Genomic DNA, 21818 nt, shown 5'->3' on the forward strand with positions numbered 1-21818 from the left:
AATCAAGTCAATTGCATTAAATGTATTTTTGTCACGACGTTGTGGCAAAACGCTGTATTGGTTTGCTGATGGGTTGGCGTTGCATCATTTTTTCCTGCCACTCAAGATGTTCAGGATTATTTAAAGCCAGCAGTAACTGCTGCAATGCTTGCAACAGATTACTTGACCAAAAACGGCCAGACGGCGTTAAACGCGCGTAGCCCCTTTCATTGATCAGCAGACCAGCCCGCTGCCACTGCATAAGCAGCGGTTCCAACAATTCCGCCTGAGACGTTAGCGCGGGTAAATTCACCCGTCCCACCTCAATCCCCGCCTGAAGCTGATGTAACCAGCTACCCAACAATGATTTATCCGTTAGCATCATCAATGGCTTTTTACCTGACTGCATCTGTGCATAGTATTCAGCCAGATCACGATGCAGCATAAACGAATGCCCATTTAAACGCCCACCTGCGCCGGAGCCAAAAGCAAAAAAATCTGCTCCCTGCTTAATCAACAGGTTATATAAATTTCGTTCACGTGTGGTTTTTGCCCAATGGCTGTTATTTAATTGTATCCAGCCCTGCTGGCGTAAAAACGCCTCACCTTGTAAATAAAATTCACATTTAGCTGCCACGGCAGGCAATTCAAGCTGTCCTTTATCTACTCGTCTAGCCAAAGGCGTAGTTGGCAGCAAATTCAATGCATACAAATCTAACCCGTCCAGCGGCAAAGCGGCTGCCAGCTCCAGATCAGTCTGCCAGCTTTGCACAGTTTGCCCCGGCAAACCGAACATCAAATCACACACCAGTGCCACACAGTCTAGCCGCCCAATACGCTCAAATGTCTCAACAATCTGCTCACGGCAGGATAAACGTCCCAGCTTCTGCCGGATAGCTGTATCAAAAGTTTGTACACCGATAGAAAACCGATTCGCACCAGCGGCAATATAACTTTCTGTACGTGCCTCATCAAAATCGGAAATTCGCCCCTCAATCGTAATTTCACAATCTGGCGCCAGTGGCAAAGATTGTCTGAGTAAGCTGATAACCCGCGCCAGTTGACCTGCGGGTAGAGCAGATGGCGTACCGCCCCCAAAATAAATAGCGTGAATCGGTGCAGACTGCATCACCGGATTATTCATTTCCAGAGCAATCTCAGCTAGTAAAGTCGTTATATACTTATCCGTATCAAATTTGCGCAGCAGATTCTGGTAAAAACCACAAAACTGACAATGCGTTTCACAAAAAGGAATATGAATATAAATCAGCCTTTTATTGCCAGATATTGGCGATTGCTGCAATAAAGTCCATTGCTTTTCTATCTTTTCAGCAGCTAAAGGCAAACTGGCACGTAATGGCATCACCGCCCATCTATCCTGAAACGGCAGCCCAGTAGAGGCGGCGTAAAAACGGCTTAAATCCAAAGAGTTCATAACACAGACATCAAATCAAAGTGTCAGGATTAAATAATAATTATTCTCATATGGCAATGGTTTTAAGCCAGCAAAATGCTACAACTTCCGCTTTATTGACACACATCAACTGACATAAAAATGTCAGCAAACTCATGAATGAAGTACAAAACGATAGCCAATGGGCTGGTGCAGACCTTTGCTTTAACAACATCAAAAACTTCATTATTATTTAAGATTTATATTTTAGTAACAAATAAAAAGCAAATTAACTCTGCACCTATGCTCTAAGCGGGATTATTGAAATATTGCGAAGCCATCAGCATCTATCAGCTCAGGACGTTACAGAACAAAATGCTGGTTTGTTTCTAAAAATTCTCAATAGGCAAACAACAATAAAATGCTTTAGTTAGATGGTATTTGGTCTACTTTACTTGAATGCCTAATTAGCTGATCCCAACACTTTTACCAGTAAAGTGTGATTATCGAACAGGTTAACTGGGTATATCCGAACGCTCCTGTAACTATCCACACTAAAACTCTTCAGCGAATTTTCAAACACTAATTTTGGTTTCACTTAATACCAATTGGGTTACATAAATATTACCTTTAATATTACAATATAATAAAGCGTGTTAGATGTAGCAAATTGATTATTTGTGTTTTACTTAAAGCCTAATAAGAAAATGGTATTAATTAGATAGTCACAAAATCTGATTCTTAATTGTTTGAAAAAATTTTTCCAAAATCTTTTATTGGAGACGATTCTTCTTTGTCCACAACAGGTTCTTTTAGATAATCCTGAACAAGTTGAAAAATGTGATTTACTTTTTCTATTCGAGTGGTAATGAATCCAACTGGCAAGGGTACGTCATATGAATCCAAGTATGCATGATAGCAAACCACGGCAAATTGGTTCTCAAATACTATGATTTCAGTATTGTTATTTAAAAAACCTCCTTTAAAAGCATAGAAATTGTTTTTAAATTGTTTTTTATCCGACGGCAGCAAATTTTTTTTAGTATTTTTATATTTAGAATTTTTTATAGGAAGATACAGCCGAAAATTATATAAATGATATTCTTTTTTATTTTGATTACAAAATGCATTATTGTAAAATAAATTAATTTGTTCCGAAAATTTTTCTTGAGCTCCCCAGTAAATATTCTCTACTCCCATCCAATAAAGTATTTTTGGCGATTGTGAAATATTTTTTTTTAATTCATCCATCGAATTCTTCAAAAGCTTTTGAATATCATCTTGATGATAAGTTTGACCAACAAAATAAGTATCTTGGGGTGACTTTTGATTAATTTTTTCTAACATAAAAAAATTAAATTTTGGGGTAATAATTTTTAAGGTTTCAATATCATTTAATTTTTCCATGCTACTGATAATGTCTTGGACATTATTTTTATATTCATGTTTATATTTTTCTAATATATTTGTTACTTGATGAACTATTTTTTCACTATGATTTAGTGTATGAATATCATTTCGACCTAATTGATTGCCAGTATCCTTATCCAAAGAAAAAAATTGGGTAAAACGAAAGTATTTATTATTAAATACTTCCACTCCATCTATTTTATACAAATGTCCATAATCACTGTACAAAATTAATTTACCTTGATCCTTCAATTCATTAAACTGTTGTTGAAAATTACGTTCTGCATATTTTGACCTAAACGCAAATATTTCTGAAGATATATTTAAACTAATAGCATTTTCATTATTGCTTAAATGTTTTTTGTCTATAAAATTTTCGTTTATTAGTTCCATATATAGATTGATTTCTTTTGTACGTAAATCAATTAATTTTGGTGCTAAAGTATTATGTTTAAATAGTTTTCTACCTGCTGTAGTTAAACCAATATTTCCATCGGAAAGATATTTAATCCATTTTTTATTCGCTAAATCATTTAATGCATTTTCAGTTTCATATTGAGTAAATGCAAAATATTTAGCAATTTCTTCAGGTCGGCAAGGACACAATATAAGTAGACGTAAAATATATTCCCGTACAAAAGACAATGCCTTTTCATCAGTGTATGAAAAAGAAATGCGAAACTTTGGCGCTATGATTATAAAATCTATTTGGTTATAAACTAATTTATATTTTTGTTCTTCCATAATTTTCTCGCTAATTACTGTTTATTTTTTTCAAATTTGATGATTGAATAAGCCAATTTATCTTCATTCGATTCCATCATTGCCAATACCTTGCCCAGAGGTAAATCAGCATTTTTACCTCGCCACATAGCTGTTGCACCTACAATTATTAATCTATCCATTGCACGAGAAAGAGCAACATTAATACGATTAGGTGAATTTAAAAAACCTGGTTGAAGTATTTTGTTATTGCGAGTGATAGACAACATAATAATGCGATTTTCTTTGCCTTGATAACTATCTACAGTATCGATTTTAATCAGTTGCCTGAATTGTTCATCCCATTTTGTTTCGTTAAATTTTTTTCGTATCAAATTTTTTTGTTCACTATACATACAAATAATACCGATTGCAGCTTCTCCTTTTTTTAAACAATTCAGTACAATATCACTTTGTTTGAAATCTGTACTCGTTTCCAAATATCGAAGATGCTCTATGATTATATCGGCTTCTGCCTCATTAAACAGTCTGCCATGCTCGTCCTTTTTTTGCTCGTTCGAATTAGGTAAATTACTTGTATCCAACCAAGTTACACAGCTTGAAAAATGTTGATGAATTAATCTATAAATATTAGGTACATCTTTGATTAATCTACCATTTTCTAATTCTCCTGCATAAAAACAATTCGATACTAAAGTGCCTATTGCCGGTGCCATTCGATACTGTGTTTTTAGGGTAGCGCATGTATGCTGCCCATATGGGGAATCAAATACTCGTTGAAAATCACTGCTTAAAAACTGTTGTTCGAATTCTTCTTTACTTTTTCTATAATCATAATGTTCCATCAAAGCTTTTTTATGCTCTTCTGAATACAATGGAGGTAGCTGCTTATGATCACCTACCAGTAAAATGCGCTTAGCCGATTGCATGGCTATAGCTAGCTCACTTGACATTGAGCGAGCTGCTTCATCAATAATCACCCAATCGTATATATTTTGATCAATTTCGATATTGTCATGACCTATGCCTACACATGTGCCTATAACCAGTTGACGCGAACGGGCTAGAAATTCATCATAATTAACTCCTTCGTTTGATAGGGCTTGCTGCATTGAATCGGTCAACTCAATTAAATTGTCAGCTTGAGCGGATTGTTTAGGCGAAATTCTGTAGTAATGGTCAAGTATTTCGATTAAACTGATTAAAATTGTATCAATTTTATTTATATCAAGTAAAATTTTATCGGTATAAATATTTTTATTTTTTCCAATGAAGGCTTCGAGAGAGAAACAAATATATTCATAAATTTGATTACAAAGATTCGAAGACTCAGCTATATATTCTTGGTTTTCAGCTACATCATATTGCTCTTCTTTAGGAATAGGTTTTTTCAAACGTTCTAGGCGTTTAATTTGTTTACCAATGTTCAACTGTAATTCTGTTCTCAATTTTAAATAATCTTCAGATAATCCAAGTATTTGTCCAATTTCACAGATGCGGTTTATCTGTGTGGCTTGAAGGATTTCTCGTTGAGCGCCAACTAGATTCAAAGAAAATACATCTTGTAAATCAGTAGAAACAGCGGTTTCACGGTTACTAAATCGAACAATACTGATATCTTCTTTTAAACGTTGACAATGTTTGCGAATTCGTTCGGCTGCGGTATTAACTGCTTCATGAGACTGGCTGACCAATAGAATTTTTTGTACATTTTGTTGAGTAAAAAGAAAATGTACAAATGCGGCGATAAACTCAGTTTTTCCGGTTCCGGGCGGACCTTGTAATAAGGATAAAGGGCCATTTTGAATTAATTTGGCAAATGCATAACGCTGTGCACTATTTAGGGTAACTATTTCACCATATCCGTTATCACGGTCATAGAGTCGGAATTCTTCTTCTCCTATTTTGATGTCGTAATTTTTACATGGAAGGGTACAATTGGTCTCAAAATATTCTGGTAATTGACTGATGATACTTTCTCCTGCCAAAATCCGCTCCACTGCTTTTTTTCTCCGTCTCAGCGAGGAAAAAGTCTGCCAATTTTGCAAGTACATAATGGGATTTGTTTTTAAGCAATTGATAAATTTAGGTTTTTCTTTAAAACAAAGATAATATGATGTACAAAATTGTAAATCCAATTGACCCATTGTACGTTCTTTATTTTTATCATTTTTTACTAAAACAAATATTTTATCATCTGCACGAAACTGATCTAAAATTTGTCTATTATCTCCAGATTCGTAAAAAACAAACCATTTGTTATTATTTTCATCATGTCTAATTTTTGGAGAATTTTGATTCTCCTTATAATCTATTACAGCTTTAACATAAGGTAATGAATCTGTTTCTTTACTAATTATTGCTGTCCATAGATTACGTACGCTGAGCTGATGAGTTAAATTAGTTATGGGGAAGGAGATTTCTGATAGATTATCAATTGAATGTTGTAAGTTTGTTGAATCATTTGTACATGGTGGGGTTAAATTCAATTGCCTTTGTTCAATATTTGTTTGTTTAAAAATGGATATTTTATGGTTAAATTCAGGCCAATTTAGCAATTTCTTCGTTAGTTCAGTCAAATCAAAATTTTGATTTCCAGATATTTCTAAACTGAAAGGAATACTTAAATTGCTTTTTTTCTTTACCCAAAAGGGTATTTGCACTTTTGTATTTGATATTTTGGCTGAATCAAAACATTGAGTATTTAAATTGTATACAGTATGAAATAAACCTCCGATACCATAAAAATCAATGTTGATTTTATTTTTTATATCTTTTTTAAGAGATAAAACAATAAATAATTTATTTTCATCTGGAAAAATTTTTATATCTTGGCTGTCACTATTTTGTCCTTTAATATTAATAGAATTCTTTTGTGTTGGCTGTAATGCTTTTTTAAATCTTTCCAGTGATAAAAATCCAGTTTCTCTATCTGAGCATTCAAGCTTGATTACCTTAGCTATTTCAGGAAATTTAGAAGATTCCTCTCCCCAACTTATATCTAGCAATTCACAGGCCATTCGCATAACGGCAAAATTATCTCGTTCTTGCTCACTGGCTTCTTCAGCGGTAGGAGGGGAGTAATAATAATTGAGATTACTTTTACCATTAGAAGTGTAATCTATTAAATCAAGTAAGTACACTTTAGCATTGTTATTATCATCGAGAATTTTTATGTTTTCTGGATGTAAATCGCCATGATATAAATTCAAACTATGCAATTGTTCTATAGTTTGTATTAATTTGTAAATTATTTTATATTTATTTTTTACATCTAGATTTTTACTTTGGATTTCTTTCCATGTATAACCTTCGATATATTCGCTTACTATAAATAAACTACTAGATCTATCCGCAATACCAAATTCTCGAATTGTGGGTAAGTAATCAGGAGCAAGATCTTTAAGTTGAGATACTTGCTTTAAAAAATTCAATAAAATTTGTGCTACAGATTTATTGTTTTTATAATGGATATTTAGCCATGCTTTTACGACTTGCCCATTAGATCGATAAACTTCTTTATCATTAGTAAATTTTAAATATTCTGTGTCTGTATCTTTTGAATATTCAATATTATGGTTATAAGGATGTTTGTAAGAATCTAATTGGTTTTCATCAAATTGAAAAATGTATGATTGTTGTTGTGTTCTTTCATTAAAAGCATCGAAAAAGGCTTTTCCATCTATATAAGGCTGTTCTGATAAGGCTTTCCTAAATATATCCGCATACCATTCGTTATTGGTTTTGATTTCTTCTGCAAATTTTTTAATGCTATCTGGCAAAATGCTTTTTGAATTAATAATGTGCCATGCTAATACTGTAGCAGAGCGTATATCCTGAATAAAAGGAGTAGGTTTGCTTATGGGAAAGTATTCAAATGCTAAATCTTTTACCCCTGATACTGATAAAATTTCTCTGATATTTCCTATAGTACCTTTTTCAGGGTAATAAGCTGAAATAAAATTGGAAAAAGTAATTTTTTTTGTGTTTGCTATCCATATACTATGATAATTGATGTCACGATGAGCAATACCTATTTTATGCAAATCCGCTAATTTGCTTAGCATTAAAAAAACTAATTCCAGTCTTTGTTCTTTACTCAAATTTTTAGCATTTTGTTCAATAAAGATATTGAAACTTTTATTTGAAGGCAAATAAGTGAATATGTCTGTATATTCTGAAGTAATATTATCTTTTGAAGGTGGTGATTTGTGATTGAGACAATTATTAAATAAGTCTTCATTAGCAATTTTAATGTGTTCTAAAACTTCATATTCGCGTTTTATGATGCTATATCTGCCATCTGATGTTTTAGCAAAATCATCGTTAATCCGATTAAAATCCCAACGCCGAATTAATGCTAAATCTGTTTTAATATTTTCTGATTGTGCCAAGTATTCTTTATAAATCTCCTTTGGATGAACAAAAAGGGCATCTTTTTCGGCTTTATATCCGTTGATGCGGTAGAATTGAGACGAAATTCTGTTTTCTTTAAAAAATTCTTCAGCTAAATCAGCTGGGTTTATATAAGTTGCATCATTTCTAATATTGAATTTTTTTCTAAATTTTTCTTCGTCTTTTAGTTCTAAAAAATATTGTAGTGACATGACATGGTTCTTTTCATCATCTGGTAAATTTATAAAAGTAGCTTTACCAGTCATGACCACTAAATATTCAATGTAAACACTTGAATATTTGTTTTGTGATTTTTGATTAATTTGTCGCAGTTTTTCTTTTATAAGATAAAATTTATTTCTTGTTACTGCTACAGGCGATTTACCTCTGTCTTCCTCATTCTGATACCAATGGCCTTTTGAACAACTTATTTTACCATTCCAATTTTTTAATTCGATAATAAGTATATTACAATGAGTAAATATTAATAAATCGTATTCACCTTCATTTTTGTTAACAGCAAGTCTAAATCCAGCATAACCTTTCCAAGATAACTCAGAATAGGTTTGTTGTTTTAAAGATATAAAATCTTTAAGTCTAGTCTTTGAAGATGATTTTTTTTCCTCTTTTATAAAATTGTTTTCTATGGTTGAAATGGCTTTTATTTCATGTTGTTGTAAGCCTTCATTACATAATTTAATCCATTTTTTTTGATTTATCATTACTTTTCTCTACTTAGCTTTATGACTTGTTCTTTATCATTATATAACTCTTGTATTAAATTTTATATATATTCAAAATGTTAAATTAAAATGCTTATAAATTTTTTATTATTAAATTTAGATTAATCCATTAATTTTTATTAGCGTCGCTATGATATTTGGAATTTAATAAAAAATGATAAGTTAGAAAAAAGATTGAACAGCAAGATGCCGTTCAATCTATCTTAAAATTATAATTTTAAATAAATATTACTCCACCGTCACCGATTTTGCCAGATTACGCGGTTTATCCACATCCGTGCCGCGTGCCAGTGCGGTGTGATACGCCAGTAGCTGTACAGGTATGGTGTGAACAATTGGCGACAGTACGCCCATATGGCGCGGGGTGCGGATGACGTGTACGCCTTCGCCGGCGGTAAATTCGCTGTCTAAATCGGTAAAGACAAACAGTTCGCCGCCGCGTGCAGCGACTTCCTGCATATTGGCTTTGACTTTTTCCAGCAAGCTGTCGTTGGGTGCGATAACCACTACCGGCATATTCTGGTCTACCAGTGCCAACGGCCCGTGTTTGAGTTCGCCGGCAGGATAAGCCTCTGCATGAATATAGGTGATTTCTTTCAGTTTCAGTGCACCTTCAAGGGCGATGGGGTAGTGGATGCCGCGGCCGAGAAACAGGGCGTTGTTTTTGGCGGCAAACTGGTTTGCCCAGCCGGCGATTTGCGGTTCCAGATTAAGTACATGCTGGACGCTGCCCGGTAGCAAGCGCAATTCGCTGGTGTATTGCTCTTCTTCCTCAGGGGTAACCAGTCCACGCATTTTGCCAAGGGTAACCGCCAAACCAAACAAGGCCACTAGCTGAGTGGTGAAGGCTTTAGTGGAAGCAACGCCGATTTCGGCACCGGCACGGGTATACAGTACCAGCTCGCTTTCGCGCGGCAGCGCAGATTCCATTACGTTGCAGATGGACAGGCTGTGCTGCATCCCCAGTGATTGGGCATATTTAAGCGCCTCCATGGTGTCGAGGGTTTCGCCAGACTGGGAAATAGTTATCACTAATTGTTCGGGGTCAGCGATCACTTTGCGGTAGCGGTATTCGCTGGCAATTTCCACATCGGTGGGTATCTGGGCAATGGCTTCGAGCCAGTAGCGTGCGGTTAGGGCGGCATAGTAGGAGGTGCCGCAGGCAAGAATTTTGATACTGCGAATGCGCTCAAAGATGGCGGCAGCATTAATGCCGAAGTTGGCCGGTTCGAAGCCACCAACTAAAAATACTTCTGCGGTGTCGGTGATAGCTTTGGGCTGTTCGTGGATTTCTTTCTGCATAAAGTGGCTGTACAGGCCAAGTTCGAGCGAAGCGAGTGACAGTTCGGACATTTTGATTTCGCGCTCTACCGGTTGCTGGTGTTTGTCGAGCAGCAGGTCGATGCCATCTGTGGATAACTGTACGATATCGCCATCTTCCAAGAATACCACGTGGCGTGTATAGGCAATTACAGCGGAGACATCGGAGGCGATAAAGCTTTCGTTTTCGCCCAGTGCCACTAACAGCGGGCAGCCCATGCGTGCGGCTACCAGTTTTTCGGGATTATCGCGCGCGATAACGCCAATGGCGTAAGCGCCCTGAAAACGCTGGCAGGCATGCTGTACTGCTTGAAAAAGGTTGCCATTGCTGCTGTGGGTGTATTCGTAATGAATGCTGTGGGCAATCACTTCTGTATCAGTTTGTGAGGTGAACTGATAGCTCAATGCTTCGAGGCGGTTGCGTTCGCTTTCAAAGTTTTCGATGATGCCGTTATGGACGATGGCTATCAGATTATTGGAAATATGGGGATGGGCATTGGGTTCGGTAACACCGCCGTGGGTTGCCCATCGGGTATGGCCGATGCCAAGGCTGCCTTTTAGACCTGCGGCTTGTGCGGCTTCTTCCATCAGTTTAACGCGGCCGACGCGACGTACGCGCTCTATGCCATTGGGTGTCCAGACGGCAATACCAGAGGAGTCATAACCGCGATATTCCAGTCGTTCCAGACCGCTGGTTAAAAATTCTACTACGTTATTCTGAGCGCGAATGGCGCCAACTATGCCACACATGTTTTATCCTTTTACTACAGGCTGGTTGCTGGTGTGGCTGCGCGTGTGAAGGGTAAGACTGGCCGCGGCTGTTGTGTATGAGAGATGAATGCAGCGGTCGTCTATTTGGTGCGCAGTGCCATGCCTGTCTATGCTGTTTTCAATTGCTTAAGAAGACGATTGTAATGGAAATAGGCGTTTTGCACAGTAATGTTTGTTTGTGCAGGCAGCTGAGTGTTTGTTTATTTGGTAGAGATGTGGTTGGGTTGTGTTTATGATTTAGAAAAATTTATTTTTATTTATCAATAATGTTGATTTTTTATACGCTGGTCGACGGCGGTTGTATTTACATGCGGTATGTTGCTGGTATTGATTTATGCTGTCACTTTGCTAATCAATTTTGACTGAATCTGGCTTGTTTAGATGCTGTGTTGTGCGGAGGAGATGGGGATGGTTTTGCGGGGGCTGCTGACGACCTGATAAATTTTTTTGGCACCATCGGGACAGGCGAAGCAGTTGCTGCATTGGTTTGGACTACATCCGGGCTGAGTAAGACTAATTTGGCGTATGGTTCCTTTACGCAGCCAAAAGCTGAGTATTTGTTCCATAGCACTTTCCTGTACTTGGAAATGGCGTGCTAAATCTTGCAGGCTGGCCTGTCCGATGCTGATAAGGTAATCGCGAATGGCGGTGATGAGCATTTTTTGTCTATCCTGTGCTGTTATGGTTCCTGTTGGTTAGGTATCTGAATACAAACAGATAGTGACGATAGGGCAGATATCACTATCTGTTTGAGTAAATCTGTTTTAGCGGTTGGTAAAAATGTGCATCTGGTCAGTGGCAGCAGCTGCCTTTGCTATGTGGACAGGTTTTCATGGCTATCTGACAGGTCTGGCGCCGGCTACCGATGATTTTCATGGCACAGATTACGAAGATCAGTAAAATAGCAACACCACCAATCCAGTAGGAGGCACTGGCCGAACGGCTGAGCTGGTGATACTGGTAGTAGACGGTGGCACAGCTCCAGCCAGTGAGGAATGTCCAGCCAGCAACAAATAGCATCCAGCGCCAGCCGGCTTCGCGGTAGATGGTACCAAGCGCAGCGGCACAGGGGGTGTAGAGCAAAATGAATATCAGATATGCCATGGCAGCGGCGCTGCCACCAAAGGAACTTTCAAGTTTAGTTATGGTACGGCTGCTGATGTCCATGTCCTGCTGGACGCTGGCTGTATTTTCGTCAAGGGCGCTGAAGCCAAGCGGGTCGAGAAATGAGCCGGCCATTTCGCTAAGGTTGGCTGGAATGGTTTTCAAAGCTTTGATGATGCCGGCTTGCAGGTTGAATTCTTCCTCGCCACCGTCTTCTTCTGCTTTCATTGAGTAGAGGGAATTGAGAGTGGCGATAACGGCCTCTTTGGCAAAGATGCCGGTGAAGATACCAACGGTGGCTGGCCAGTTTTGTTCGCTGATACCCATTGGGGTAAACACGGGGGTGATTTTTTGGCTGGCTACAGATAGTACAGACTGGCTGCTATCGGGGTGGCCAAATGAACCGTCGCTACCAAGGGAGTTGAGCAAGCTAAGAATGGTAACCATCAGCACGATGGCCTGTCCGGCACGGAAAATAAACCCTTTTAAGCGTGACCATGTGAGGTAAAGCATGCCACGTAGTGTTGGTAGGCGATAGGCGGGCATTTCCATGATAAATGGTGTGGTATCACCCGGTAGCAAAGTGTGTTTGAGTATCAGGCCGGTAAAGATGGCGACACCGATACCGAGTAAATACAAGATAAATACGACACTGGAAGCGTTATTAGGAAAGAAGATAACGGCAAATAAGGTATAGACGGGTAATCTGGCGCCACAAGACATAAACGGAATCATGCTGATGGACATCAGACGGTCACGTGCGCAGTCTAGGGTGCGTGTGCCCATAATGGCTGGCACACCACAGCCGAAACCAACGAGCATGGGCACGAACGCTTTACCCGGTAAACCGATGGCACGCATGCCTCTGTCTACAACCATGGCTGCTCGTGCCAGATAGCCGGAATCCTCGAGAAACGACAGGCACAGAAACATGGCGGCAATGACAGGGATAAAGGTAGCTACAGTTTGGATGCCGCTACCGATGCCGTTAGCCAGTATAGCTATCAGCCATTCTGGTGAGCCAATATGGGTAAGTAAGGTAGAAAAGCCATCAACAAATATTGTGCCAAAAAGAACATCGAAAAAGTCGATGAATACGGAACCGAATTTTACTGCCAGCATAAACATAAGGTACATGACAAACAGAAAAAACGGTATGCCGGTATATCGACCTAGGGTAAAACGGTCGATTTTGTCGGATAGTGACTGGTTTGCTTCACGTGGTTTTTCGATAACCGTACGGCTTAGCTGGTCAATGGCATCGTAACGAGAGCTAGCCAGTGCGATGTCGATTTCATAGTTACACCAACTAGATAGTTCGTCACGACATTGCTGAACAATGTGCTCTTCGTCATTGCTCAGAGAAATAGAACTTTGTTTTAGCAACAGTTCAATTAATGACCATTGATCGATTTGGTTTACTACACTGTCTGCCGGCAGTTGTGATAGATAGTGGCGGATGATATCACTTTGTTTTTTTCCGAGGGTGTCCAGTTGCGGGTCAGCAGCTACAGGCTGGCTGAAAGCTTTGCTGATTGCTTGCTGCAATTGTATTAAACCCATCTTTTTCGCTGCAGATATGGCTATGACAGGGCAGCCAAGCTGATGGGTAAGGGTACTGATATTGATGTTTTCGCCCATGTTTTGCAGGGCATCCATCATGTTGAGTACGACCAGCATTGGCTTTTTCAGATCAAGCAGCTGAAAGGTAAGGTACAGGCTGCGTTGCAGGTTGGTAGCATCGATTATATTGATAATTAGGGTGTCAGGTTCGTTGAGCACGAATTCGCGCGCGATCATTTCGTCCTGTGAGGCTGCCATGTCGAGGTTTTCGATGGCATAAGTACCGGGTAGGTCGACGATTTCTACTGACTGCCCATTTATCTGGGTACTGCCAATTTTGCGCTCTACAGTAACACCTGGCCAGTTGCCTACTTGCTGGCGAGAGCCGGTAAGGGCGTTAAATAATGTGCTTTTGCCGCTGTTGGGGTTGCCGATTAATGCTATTTTCATTACTCAGCCTCAACTACGCCAATAGCCTGTGCTTCGCTGCGGCGCAGGCACAGGTAAAAACCACGGGTTTTGATTTCCAGAGGGTCGCCCATGGGGGCGGTGCGGATAACAGTAACGTGGCTGCCGGGAGTGATGCCCATGGCTAACAAGCGGCGGCGAAATGGCATAGATTCGGGCAACAGTCGGGTAATAACTGCCGGTTGCCCGAACGGTAGTTGATCGAGAGTTAGTGTTGACACTGCGCTAAACCTTAGGTGGTAGATTTGGTTTGTTGTTTTTATTGGGAATCATTTTTATTGTGCATGATATTACTTTTGCTTGTTAATTTGCATGCAAGGTTTGCTAAGGGAGTCGCTGTTGTTAAACAGTAATGTCAAGAAAGCGCTAATGTCTGTGTTGGTTTTGAGGATTATAATTTAGATGTGTTGAATTTACTGCTGCTAGTGTAAGGATATATACAGATTTTTAGTCAGTTTTGGGAAAGGTGCAAAAAGGAAGATAGAGGGTAGCGCAAGTTGCTCAGCCCATCTGGCTAAGCGAGATGAGCTGAGGCTGACAATGATGGCAGGATTATTCCTGTGGTTTTTTTTCAGGGCGCTGCCATTCGTTTAAGGTAGTTTGCCGGCTGCGGGCCAGAGTGAGCTTATCTGGCGGGCAGTTTCTGCTCAAAGTACTGCCGGCACCGGTGGTGGCGCGGTCGCCAATGGTGATAGGCGCTACCAGCATGTTGCCGGAACCGATGCGTACTTGATTGCCGATGACAGTACGGTATTTATTGACGCCGTCGTAGTTGCAAGTGATGGTGCCGGCCCCGATATTGGTTTGTTCGCCAATGGTGGCATCGCCCAGATAGGTGAGATGGTTAGCTTTGCTGCCATAGCCAATGGTGCTGTTTTTGACTTCAACAAAGTTGCCGATGTGTACGGCATCACCAATCTGTGCCTGTGGTCGCAGACGAGCAAACGGACCAATTTGAGCGTTGCTGCCGATAACGCAGTTATCTAGGTGCGAGTTGGGTTGGATTACAGTACCTGCGCCAATGGTAGCGTTTTTTATGACGCAGTTGGCACCAATGCTGACGTTGTCGCCCAGTTCTATGTTGCCTTCAAGTACGACGTTTACATCGATGATGACGTCCTGTCCGTGTTTTAACTGGCCACGTAAATCGAAGCGCGCCGGATCACGCAGGGTTACGCCGGCCTGAAGCAGGGCGTTGGCCTGTTGCTGTTGCAAAATCCTTTCTAGCTGCGCAAGTTGAAGCTTATTGTTGACGCCTGCCGCTAGCCATGAGGTGCGTACCTGTAGGGGATGTACAGGGATTTTATCGTGTTGTGCTAGTGCGATTACGTCGGTTAGGTAGTATTCCTGCTGGGCGTTGTGGTTTTGCAAGGCATTAAGCCATTGCGCCAGTTTGCGGTTGGGCAAAACGAAGATGCCAGTGTTGGTTTCGCAAATGGCTTTTTCGGCAGCGCTGGCGTCTTTTTCTTCAACGATGGCGACTACGTTGCCTTGCTGGCGGATGATGCGGCCATAGCCGGTGGGGTTGTCGAGAACGTCGGTAAGTAGAGCGACATCTTCACCAGCGATACTAAGTAAATCTGCTAGTGTCTGCTGGTCTATTAAGGGCACGTCGCCATAGAGTATCAGGGTGCGTCCGCTGTCTGCCAGATTGGGTAACGCCATTTTAACCGCATGGCCAGTGCCAAGCTGTTGGTCTTGTTCGACCCAGTGTACATTCGCCTGAATGCGTTGCCTTACTAGCTCTTTACCATGGCCGATAACCACGCTTATGCTGTCAGGGTTCAGATTCTGCGCTGTGTGGATCACCCGTTCCAACATGCTGATGCCGCCTATTTCATGCAGAACTTTAGGCAGACGTGAATACATGCGGGTGCCTTTACCAGCAGCGAGGATAACGATATTTAGGGATGAAGTAGCCATATATCTATATGTGTATGGATGTGAAAACGGGCTGCAGGTAATCAAGTCTGATTCCGGCAGCCCTGTGTGTTTAAACGCAGTTTATTCAGCACTGCTTTCTGGCTGATCCCACTTGGTGTGAGCTGGCAGCTTTTCATTAACGTCGCCCACCCCGGGTTTCATAGCATGTGGTTCGGGGCGCATTTTGTTGTACAGCATGTTGTGGGAATAAGTGCCATCCTGATACACCACGCGTGTACCCGGTTCATATTTCTGGCGCAATCTGGTCTGGCCGGTGGCATCCTGATAAGTTTCCCATGTACAGCCGCTGAGTGCCAGTATTGTGCATATCAAGCAGATTCCCGCACGCATGGTGTCATCCTTTGTGGTTGGTGATTTGTAGTCTGTTATTGTAGAGAATTTGTGTGCTGACGTATAGCTTTCACAATAAGGTAAGCGCAATGTCGCGCAGACCTGCCATATCAGTAACTGCAGCATCAATCTTTGCTCTCGGATAACTCTGTGGACCATACCATACAGTACGCATGCCCAGCATATGTGCAGTGTGCAAATTGGCTAGGCTGTCATCAACCATAATGCATTGCTGAGGGTGAATATGTAGCTGCCGGCATAGGCTGTGATATGCATGGGGATGGGGTTTACAGTGCATTTCTACATTATCCGTTCCTATTACTGCATGGAAATATTGCTGGATTCCCAAGGCTTTGATTAGTGCTTGTACATAATGACTAGGACCATTGGAAAAAACTATCTTGTGCCCATGTAGATAGGTCAGTGTCTGTGATAGCTCAGGCATGGGTTTAAGTAAAGGCAGAAGCTGTTCAAGTGGGTGGCAGGCAAGGAGAAATTCGTGCAGATTAATTTCAGGATGATGCAGGCCGATTCCAATAAGTGTAGCACCGTAATCGTCCCAATATTGCTGGCGTAGTTGTGAAGCGGCAATTTGATCAATGTGCAGTTGAGAAGCTAGAATGTGTGTCATATTCTGATTAATGACGTTGAATATGCCGGCATCTGCATAATGCAAGGTGTTGTCTAGGTCGAAAATCCAGTAATGAGTTGTCATGGTTTGTAAGATGGCGTCAGGTTTTTACTATATACGCGTAAAACAGGTATGATTGCAGGCACGATATAGATAATTTTAACAACTGGAGGCTGGAATGAAAGCGGGTAAGTGGTTAATCGGTACGTTGTGCATGCTGGTTGCGATATGGGCACAGGCTCAGACTGAGGTGCGTCTCGCGGTACATGATTCTTTTGCTTTACCGAAAAATGTTCTAGCTGGATTTGAGCAACAAAATCAGGTTAAGTTAACCTTAATCAAGGTGGGCAGCGGTAATGAGATGCTGAATAAGCTTATTCTTACTCGCGGCAAACCGATTGCCGATGCCGTATATGGTCTAGACAACAGCAATATCAGCAAGGCGCAACAATATCAGCTCTTTGCCGCCACTCAGCCGGCCAGCCGTGCAGTGAATGTTGATTTGCCTCAGGCACTGGCTATCGATTACGGCTACATTACCATTAATTATGATAAGGCTTGGTTTCAGAAACATAAAAAACCCTTGCCGCGGTCTTTAGAAGATCTTGCCAGTCCGGCTTACAAAGATTTGCTGGTGATGCCGAGCCCTGCTACATCAACGGTGGGATTGGGGTTTTTGCTGGCGAATATCGGCGGTCTAGGGGAGCAGGCTACATGGCAGTGGTGGGCAAAAATGCGTCAAAATGGTGTCAAAGTGACTAAGGGATGGAGTGAAGCCTACTACACTGATTTCACGCTGAATGGTGGCAGCCGACCGCTGGTCGTAAGCTATGCTTCCAGTCCTGTAGCTGAAGTATATTACGGTAAAGGGAAATATACTACGCCACCAACCGGAGATTTGCGCTTTAAAGGAGCGGTATTCCGCCAAATAGAAGGTGCAGCGGTATTGAATCATGCCAGCCAGCCGGCATTGGCGGCAAAATTGGTGCAGTATCTGCAAAGTAATCAGGTGCAAAGTGCCATACCGACATCTATGTGGGTTTATCCGGCCGTGAAGGGAGTGTCATTGCCACCGGTATACGCACACATCAGTATTCCCACTAAAGTTGTGCAGCCAACGATGGCAGATATGGCCGCCAAACAGCAAAGCTGGGTAAAACAATGGGTAAAGGTAGTGCAACGCTAAGAGGTCAGGCCTGCGGTTAGGTCTGTGTGACATCAGACAGAACTTAATTAAACGGGGCATGCTAATGCCCTGTTTGATTTTGGTAAGCGTTAAGGTAAAGGTAATAAAACAGTGCATATGAAGCTGAACAGCCTGAAAGTCGGCGCCGGCAGAGTGGGAGAAAAGCTGCCGTACTTGCTGTTATTGCTGCCGCTGGGGTTTTTGCTGGCTGTAGTAGTGTTGCCTCTGGGGGCGATGCTGCAACAAACTAATGCAACCAGTTTCCACATGGTGTGGCAGGACGAATATATGCGCCGTCTGCTCGGGTGGACAACTTTGCAGGCTGCCGGCAGTAGTTTGCTGACTTTGCTGTTGGGCGTGCCGGTGGCATGGGCGATTACGCGGTGGCAGTTTGCTGGCCGCAATCTGGTACTGCGGTTGGTCATGCTTCCGTTTGTAATGCCAACACTTGTGGCCGGTGTAGGAATTTTGGCGCTATTTGGGTCACAGGGTTTGCTGTGGCGTGGCTGGGAGGGTACGCCTTGGTTGTTATTGTATGGCAATGTGTTTTTTAATTTACCAGTAATGGTGCGTGCAGTCTATCAAGGCTTGTGTCAAGTGCCGGCATCGCGTCTTTATGCAGCGCAAACGCTTGGTAGCAGTGTGTGGCAGCGCTTTATTCAAGTGGAGTTGCCGCAGTTGCTGCCATGGCTAGCTGGCGGTATGTGCATGGTGTTTTTATATTGTTTTTCGGGTTTTGGTCTAGCCTTATTGCTAGGCGGTGAGCATTACATTACGCTGGAAGTACAGATTTATCAGCTGATTGCCTATGAGCTGGATATGGCGCAGGCCGGTGTGCTGGTACTGTGGGTGCTGGCCAGTACGTTTGTATCGGGTATGGTGTATGCGCTAGTAAGCCGGTTGAGCACACAGGCCAATATGGTACGAATGCTGCCACCACGGATACCCGTCAGATGGCAGAAATGGGCGCTGTTACTGGCTTTGTTGCTATTGCTAGGTTGCTGTGTACTGCCGCTTATGGCTGTTGCTTGGCGTGCCGTACTTGCTGGCAGCTCTTGGTTAGTGCTGCTGGATGGTAGTACATGGCAGGCACTGCTTAATACGGTACGATTTACTGTAATGGCCATGGTACTGGCACTGCTGCTGGGCATGACACATGCGGCTCTGGCTCATCGCTGGACATGGGTACGCAGTCTGACTTTTTTACCGTTCATGGTTTCACCTGTATGTGTGTCGTTCGGGCTGTTGTTATGCTATCCGGAATGGACGGCTTCGCTGACCATGTTGATATGTACATATGCATTGCTTGCCTATCCGTTTATTACCAAAGATGTACTGTCCGCATGGGACAGCTTACCACTCAGTTATATACAGGCTGCGCGTACGTTGGGTGCCGGTAGCTGGCAGGTGATGCTGTATGTGATTTTGCCTTTGTTACGGCCGGCCTTGCAGCGGGGGCTGGCACTGGCGGCAGCAACCTGTGTGGGTGAATTCGCAGCCACACTTTTTCTATCACGGCCAGAATGGCAGACCCTAACTACCCTGATTTACCATTATCTAAGTACGGCCGGACGGGATAATTATGACAGAGCAATGGTGCTGACCTTGCTGCTGATGTTGCTGGCCATGCTTTTTTTTGGGTTGCTAGAATGGAGTAAGAGCAAAAAGGAACAACACTTATGCTGAGTTGGCAGCAGGTTAACAAACAATTTGGTCACAAAGTAGTGGCTGCTGATTTAAGCCTGCACGTAGCTGATGGTGAGCTGGTGGCGGTACTGGGTGAGAGCGGCAGTGGTAAATCAACGTTGCTGAATATGGCAGCCGGTCTGGTGCAGCCGGATAGCGGACAAATCCTGATTGATGAAGCGAATATTACGTTTTTGCCGGCAGAGCAGCGCCGTATCGGGCTCATGTTTCAGGACTACGCTTTATTACCGCATCTGAATGTGTGGCAGAACGTGGCTTTTGGTTTGCGCATGCATGGGGTTAGTAAGGCACAGGCAAAGCAGCAGGCACAAGAGTTTCTGGCTGAAGTGGGTTTGGCTGACATGGCAATGCAGTCAGTTGAGTTGTTGTCTGGAGGGGAGCAGCAACGAGTAGCACTCATACGGGCACTGATTTTGCAACCGCGGGCTTTGCTGCTGGATGAGCCTTTCTCTGCACTGGATACAACCTTGCGAGGTAGTTTGCAGCAATTAACTTTACGCCTATTGCGCCAGCAGCAATGTCCGGCTGTACTGGTCACTCACAGCCCGCAGGAAGCATTTGCGCTGGCCGACCGTATCTGCCTGTTGCGGCAAGGACGCTGGGTGCAGGAAGGCAATGCAGCAACACTGCTAGCGCGACCAACAGATGCATGGGCAGCACGTCTGTTAGGCTGTGATAATGTGACAGACCATTGCTATATTCCGCAGCAGGCTTTGTGTTATGACCTTGAAAACGGCGTGCAGGTACAGGTAACTGACGTTTGTCTGACCGCCAGAGCTTACGACGTACAATTGCTGCATCCGCAATATGGATTATTACGCTGGTGGCTACCGCTGCACCGGACGGTGAATCGGGGAGACCAACTGCCTTTAACTGTGCTACAAGATCAAATCGTTTTTTTTCACTGACTCTTTCTTTCAGACCGCATGCACACGCTGACACAACTCTGCATGTGATGCCTACAAACCAAGCGCAAGGTGGTATAATTGCGCCGAATTTTTACCCATTATTGCCAAGTACACACGGAGAACCTCATGGCTTTAGTTTCTATGCGCCAACTGCTCGACCATGCTGCTGAAAACAGCTATGGCTTGCCGGCGTTTAATGTCAATAATCTTGAACAAATGCGTGCGATTATGGAAGCGGCCGATGAAGTTAACGCTCCGGTGATTGTGCAGGCCAGCGCCGGTGCACGTAAATATGCCGGTGCACCATTTTTGCGCCATCTGATTTTGGCAGCTGTAGAAGAATTTCCGCATATTCCGGTAGTGATGCATCAGGATCATGGCGCTTCTCCGGAAGTGTGCCAGCGTTCTATTCAGCTGGGATTTTCATCTGTAATGATGGATGGTTCTTTGTTGAGCGATGCCAAAACACCTTCTACTTATGAATACAATGTAGATGTGACGCGTAAAACTGTATATATGGCGCATGCGTGCGGGGTGTCGGTTGAGGGGGAAATCGGTTGTCTGGGTAATCTGGAAACCGGCGATGCCGGTGAAGAAGATGGGGTCGGCGCCGCCGGCAAGCTCAGCCATGAACAGATGCTGACCAGTGTGGATGAAGCCGCACGTTTTGTGCAGGATACCGGTGTGGATGCACTGGCAATTGCCATCGGTACCAGCCACGGCGCTTATAAATTCACCCGCAAACCGACAGGCGATGTTTTGCGTATCGACCGCATCCGTGAAATCCACGAACGCCTGCCCAATACCCATCTGGTGATGCATGGTTCCAGCTCCGTGCCACAGGAATGGTTGCAGGTGATTAATGAGTATGGCGGCAAGATTCCGGAAACGTATGGCGTGCCGGTGGAAGAAATTGTAGAAGGAATCAAGTACGGTGTGCGCAAGGTCAATATTGATACCGATTTGCGTTTGGCCAGCACTGGTGCCATCCGCCGTTTTCTGGCTACTCATCCGGCAGAATTTGATCCGCGCAAATATTTCACCGAAACCATTAAAGCAATGAAACAGGTGTGTATTGATCGTTATGTGGCTTTTGGTGCTGCTGGCCACGCTGGACAGATTAAACCGGTGTCGCTGGAAAAAATGGCTAACCGTTATGCCGCTGGTGAGCTAGTACAGATTGTAAAATAAGTTTATCTGCTAGTGAAAACGGACTGTTCCGATAAGGGGCAGTCCGTTATTG

Annotated in this window: 14 protein-coding genes; 4 read left to right on the forward strand and 10 right to left on the reverse strand. The window is 42.6% G+C overall.

From position 1 onward, the window contains the following. Positions 1-31: 31 nt before the first annotated feature. The 10 genes from hutW to BHC43_RS03840 all read right to left on the reverse strand — a co-directional run bounded on the left by hutW (position 32) and on the right by BHC43_RS03840 (position 16858). Entirely contained in the window at positions 32-1414 is a 1383-nt protein-coding gene (gene hutW, locus BHC43_RS03795; protein WP_100156555.1) for a heme anaerobic degradation radical SAM methyltransferase ChuW/HutW, read from the reverse strand. 699 nt (positions 1415-2113) lie between these two features. After that, complete coding sequence (locus tag BHC43_RS03800; protein WP_100156556.1) at positions 2114-3526, reverse strand: hypothetical protein; 1413 nt, start codon at positions 3524-3526, stop codon at positions 2114-2116. Positions 3527-3540: 14 nt separating this feature from the next. Beyond that, positions 3541-8622, reverse strand: a complete 5082-nt coding sequence (locus BHC43_RS03805) for an AAA domain-containing protein (protein ID WP_100156557.1) — start codon at positions 8620-8622, stop codon at positions 3541-3543. 249 nt (positions 8623-8871) lie between these two features. Beyond that, positions 8872-10713, reverse strand: coding sequence for a glutamine--fructose-6-phosphate transaminase (isomerizing) (gene glmS, locus BHC43_RS03810; RefSeq protein ID WP_100156558.1), 1842 nt, complete (start codon positions 10711-10713; stop codon positions 8872-8874). 398 nt (positions 10714-11111) lie between these two features. Beyond that, positions 11112-11393 (reverse strand): FeoC-like transcriptional regulator, encoded by a 282-nt coding sequence (locus BHC43_RS03815; RefSeq protein ID WP_100156559.1) that lies wholly within the window; start codon positions 11391-11393, stop codon positions 11112-11114. A gap of 133 nt (positions 11394-11526) precedes the next feature. Further along, a complete protein-coding gene (gene feoB / locus BHC43_RS03820) occupies positions 11527-13851 on the reverse strand; it encodes a Fe(2+) transporter permease subunit FeoB (protein WP_100156560.1) in 2325 nt (774 codons plus the stop codon). Continuing rightward, on the reverse strand, positions 13851-14090 hold the full coding sequence (locus BHC43_RS03825; RefSeq protein WP_100140709.1) for a FeoA family protein: 240 nt from the start codon (positions 14088-14090) through the stop codon (positions 13851-13853). Before BHC43_RS03825 ends, feoB begins: the two co-directional genes overlap by 1 nt. A gap of 331 nt (positions 14091-14421) precedes the next feature. Continuing rightward, positions 14422-15792 (reverse strand): bifunctional UDP-N-acetylglucosamine diphosphorylase/glucosamine-1-phosphate N-acetyltransferase GlmU, encoded by a 1371-nt coding sequence (gene glmU / locus BHC43_RS03830; protein WP_100156561.1) that lies wholly within the window; start codon positions 15790-15792, stop codon positions 14422-14424. An 81-nt stretch (positions 15793-15873) separates the two neighbouring features. Next, positions 15874-16143: a spore cortex protein gene (locus tag BHC43_RS03835; protein ID WP_100140707.1), complete on the reverse strand. Its 270-nt coding sequence runs from the start codon at positions 16141-16143 to the stop codon at positions 15874-15876. A gap of 70 nt (positions 16144-16213) precedes the next feature. Then, the gene (locus BHC43_RS03840) at positions 16214-16858 is read right to left on the reverse strand and encodes a pyrimidine 5'-nucleotidase (protein WP_100156562.1); all 645 of its coding nucleotides are present in this window, start codon (positions 16856-16858) and stop codon (positions 16214-16216) included. Positions 16859-16952: 94 nt separating this feature from the next. Here BHC43_RS03840 and BHC43_RS03845 point away from each other — a divergent pair, with 94 nt between their 5' ends. The 4 genes from BHC43_RS03845 to fba all read left to right on the forward strand — a co-directional run bounded on the left by BHC43_RS03845 (position 16953) and on the right by fba (position 21766). Further along, positions 16953-17960, forward strand: coding sequence for a thiamine ABC transporter substrate-binding protein (locus BHC43_RS03845; RefSeq protein WP_100156563.1), 1008 nt, complete (start codon positions 16953-16955; stop codon positions 17958-17960). Between the two features lie 117 nt (positions 17961-18077). Then, positions 18078-19646 (forward strand): ABC transporter permease, encoded by a 1569-nt coding sequence (locus BHC43_RS03850; protein WP_100156564.1) that lies wholly within the window; start codon positions 18078-18080, stop codon positions 19644-19646. Further along, positions 19640-20575 (forward strand): ABC transporter ATP-binding protein, encoded by a 936-nt coding sequence (locus BHC43_RS03855; protein ID WP_100156565.1) that lies wholly within the window; start codon positions 19640-19642, stop codon positions 20573-20575. The genes BHC43_RS03850 and BHC43_RS03855 overlap by 7 nt, the downstream gene beginning before the upstream one ends. 126 nt (positions 20576-20701) lie before the next feature. After that, positions 20702-21766 carry a class II fructose-bisphosphate aldolase gene (gene fba, locus BHC43_RS03860; RefSeq protein WP_100140702.1) on the forward strand — a complete coding sequence of 355 codons (1065 nt, stop codon included), beginning with the start codon at positions 20702-20704 and terminating at the stop codon, positions 21764-21766. Positions 21767-21818: the final 52 nt, after the last annotated feature.

The organism is Snodgrassella alvi (assembly GCF_002777855.1).
Lineage (GTDB): Bacteria > Pseudomonadota > Gammaproteobacteria > Burkholderiales > Neisseriaceae > Snodgrassella > Snodgrassella alvi_E.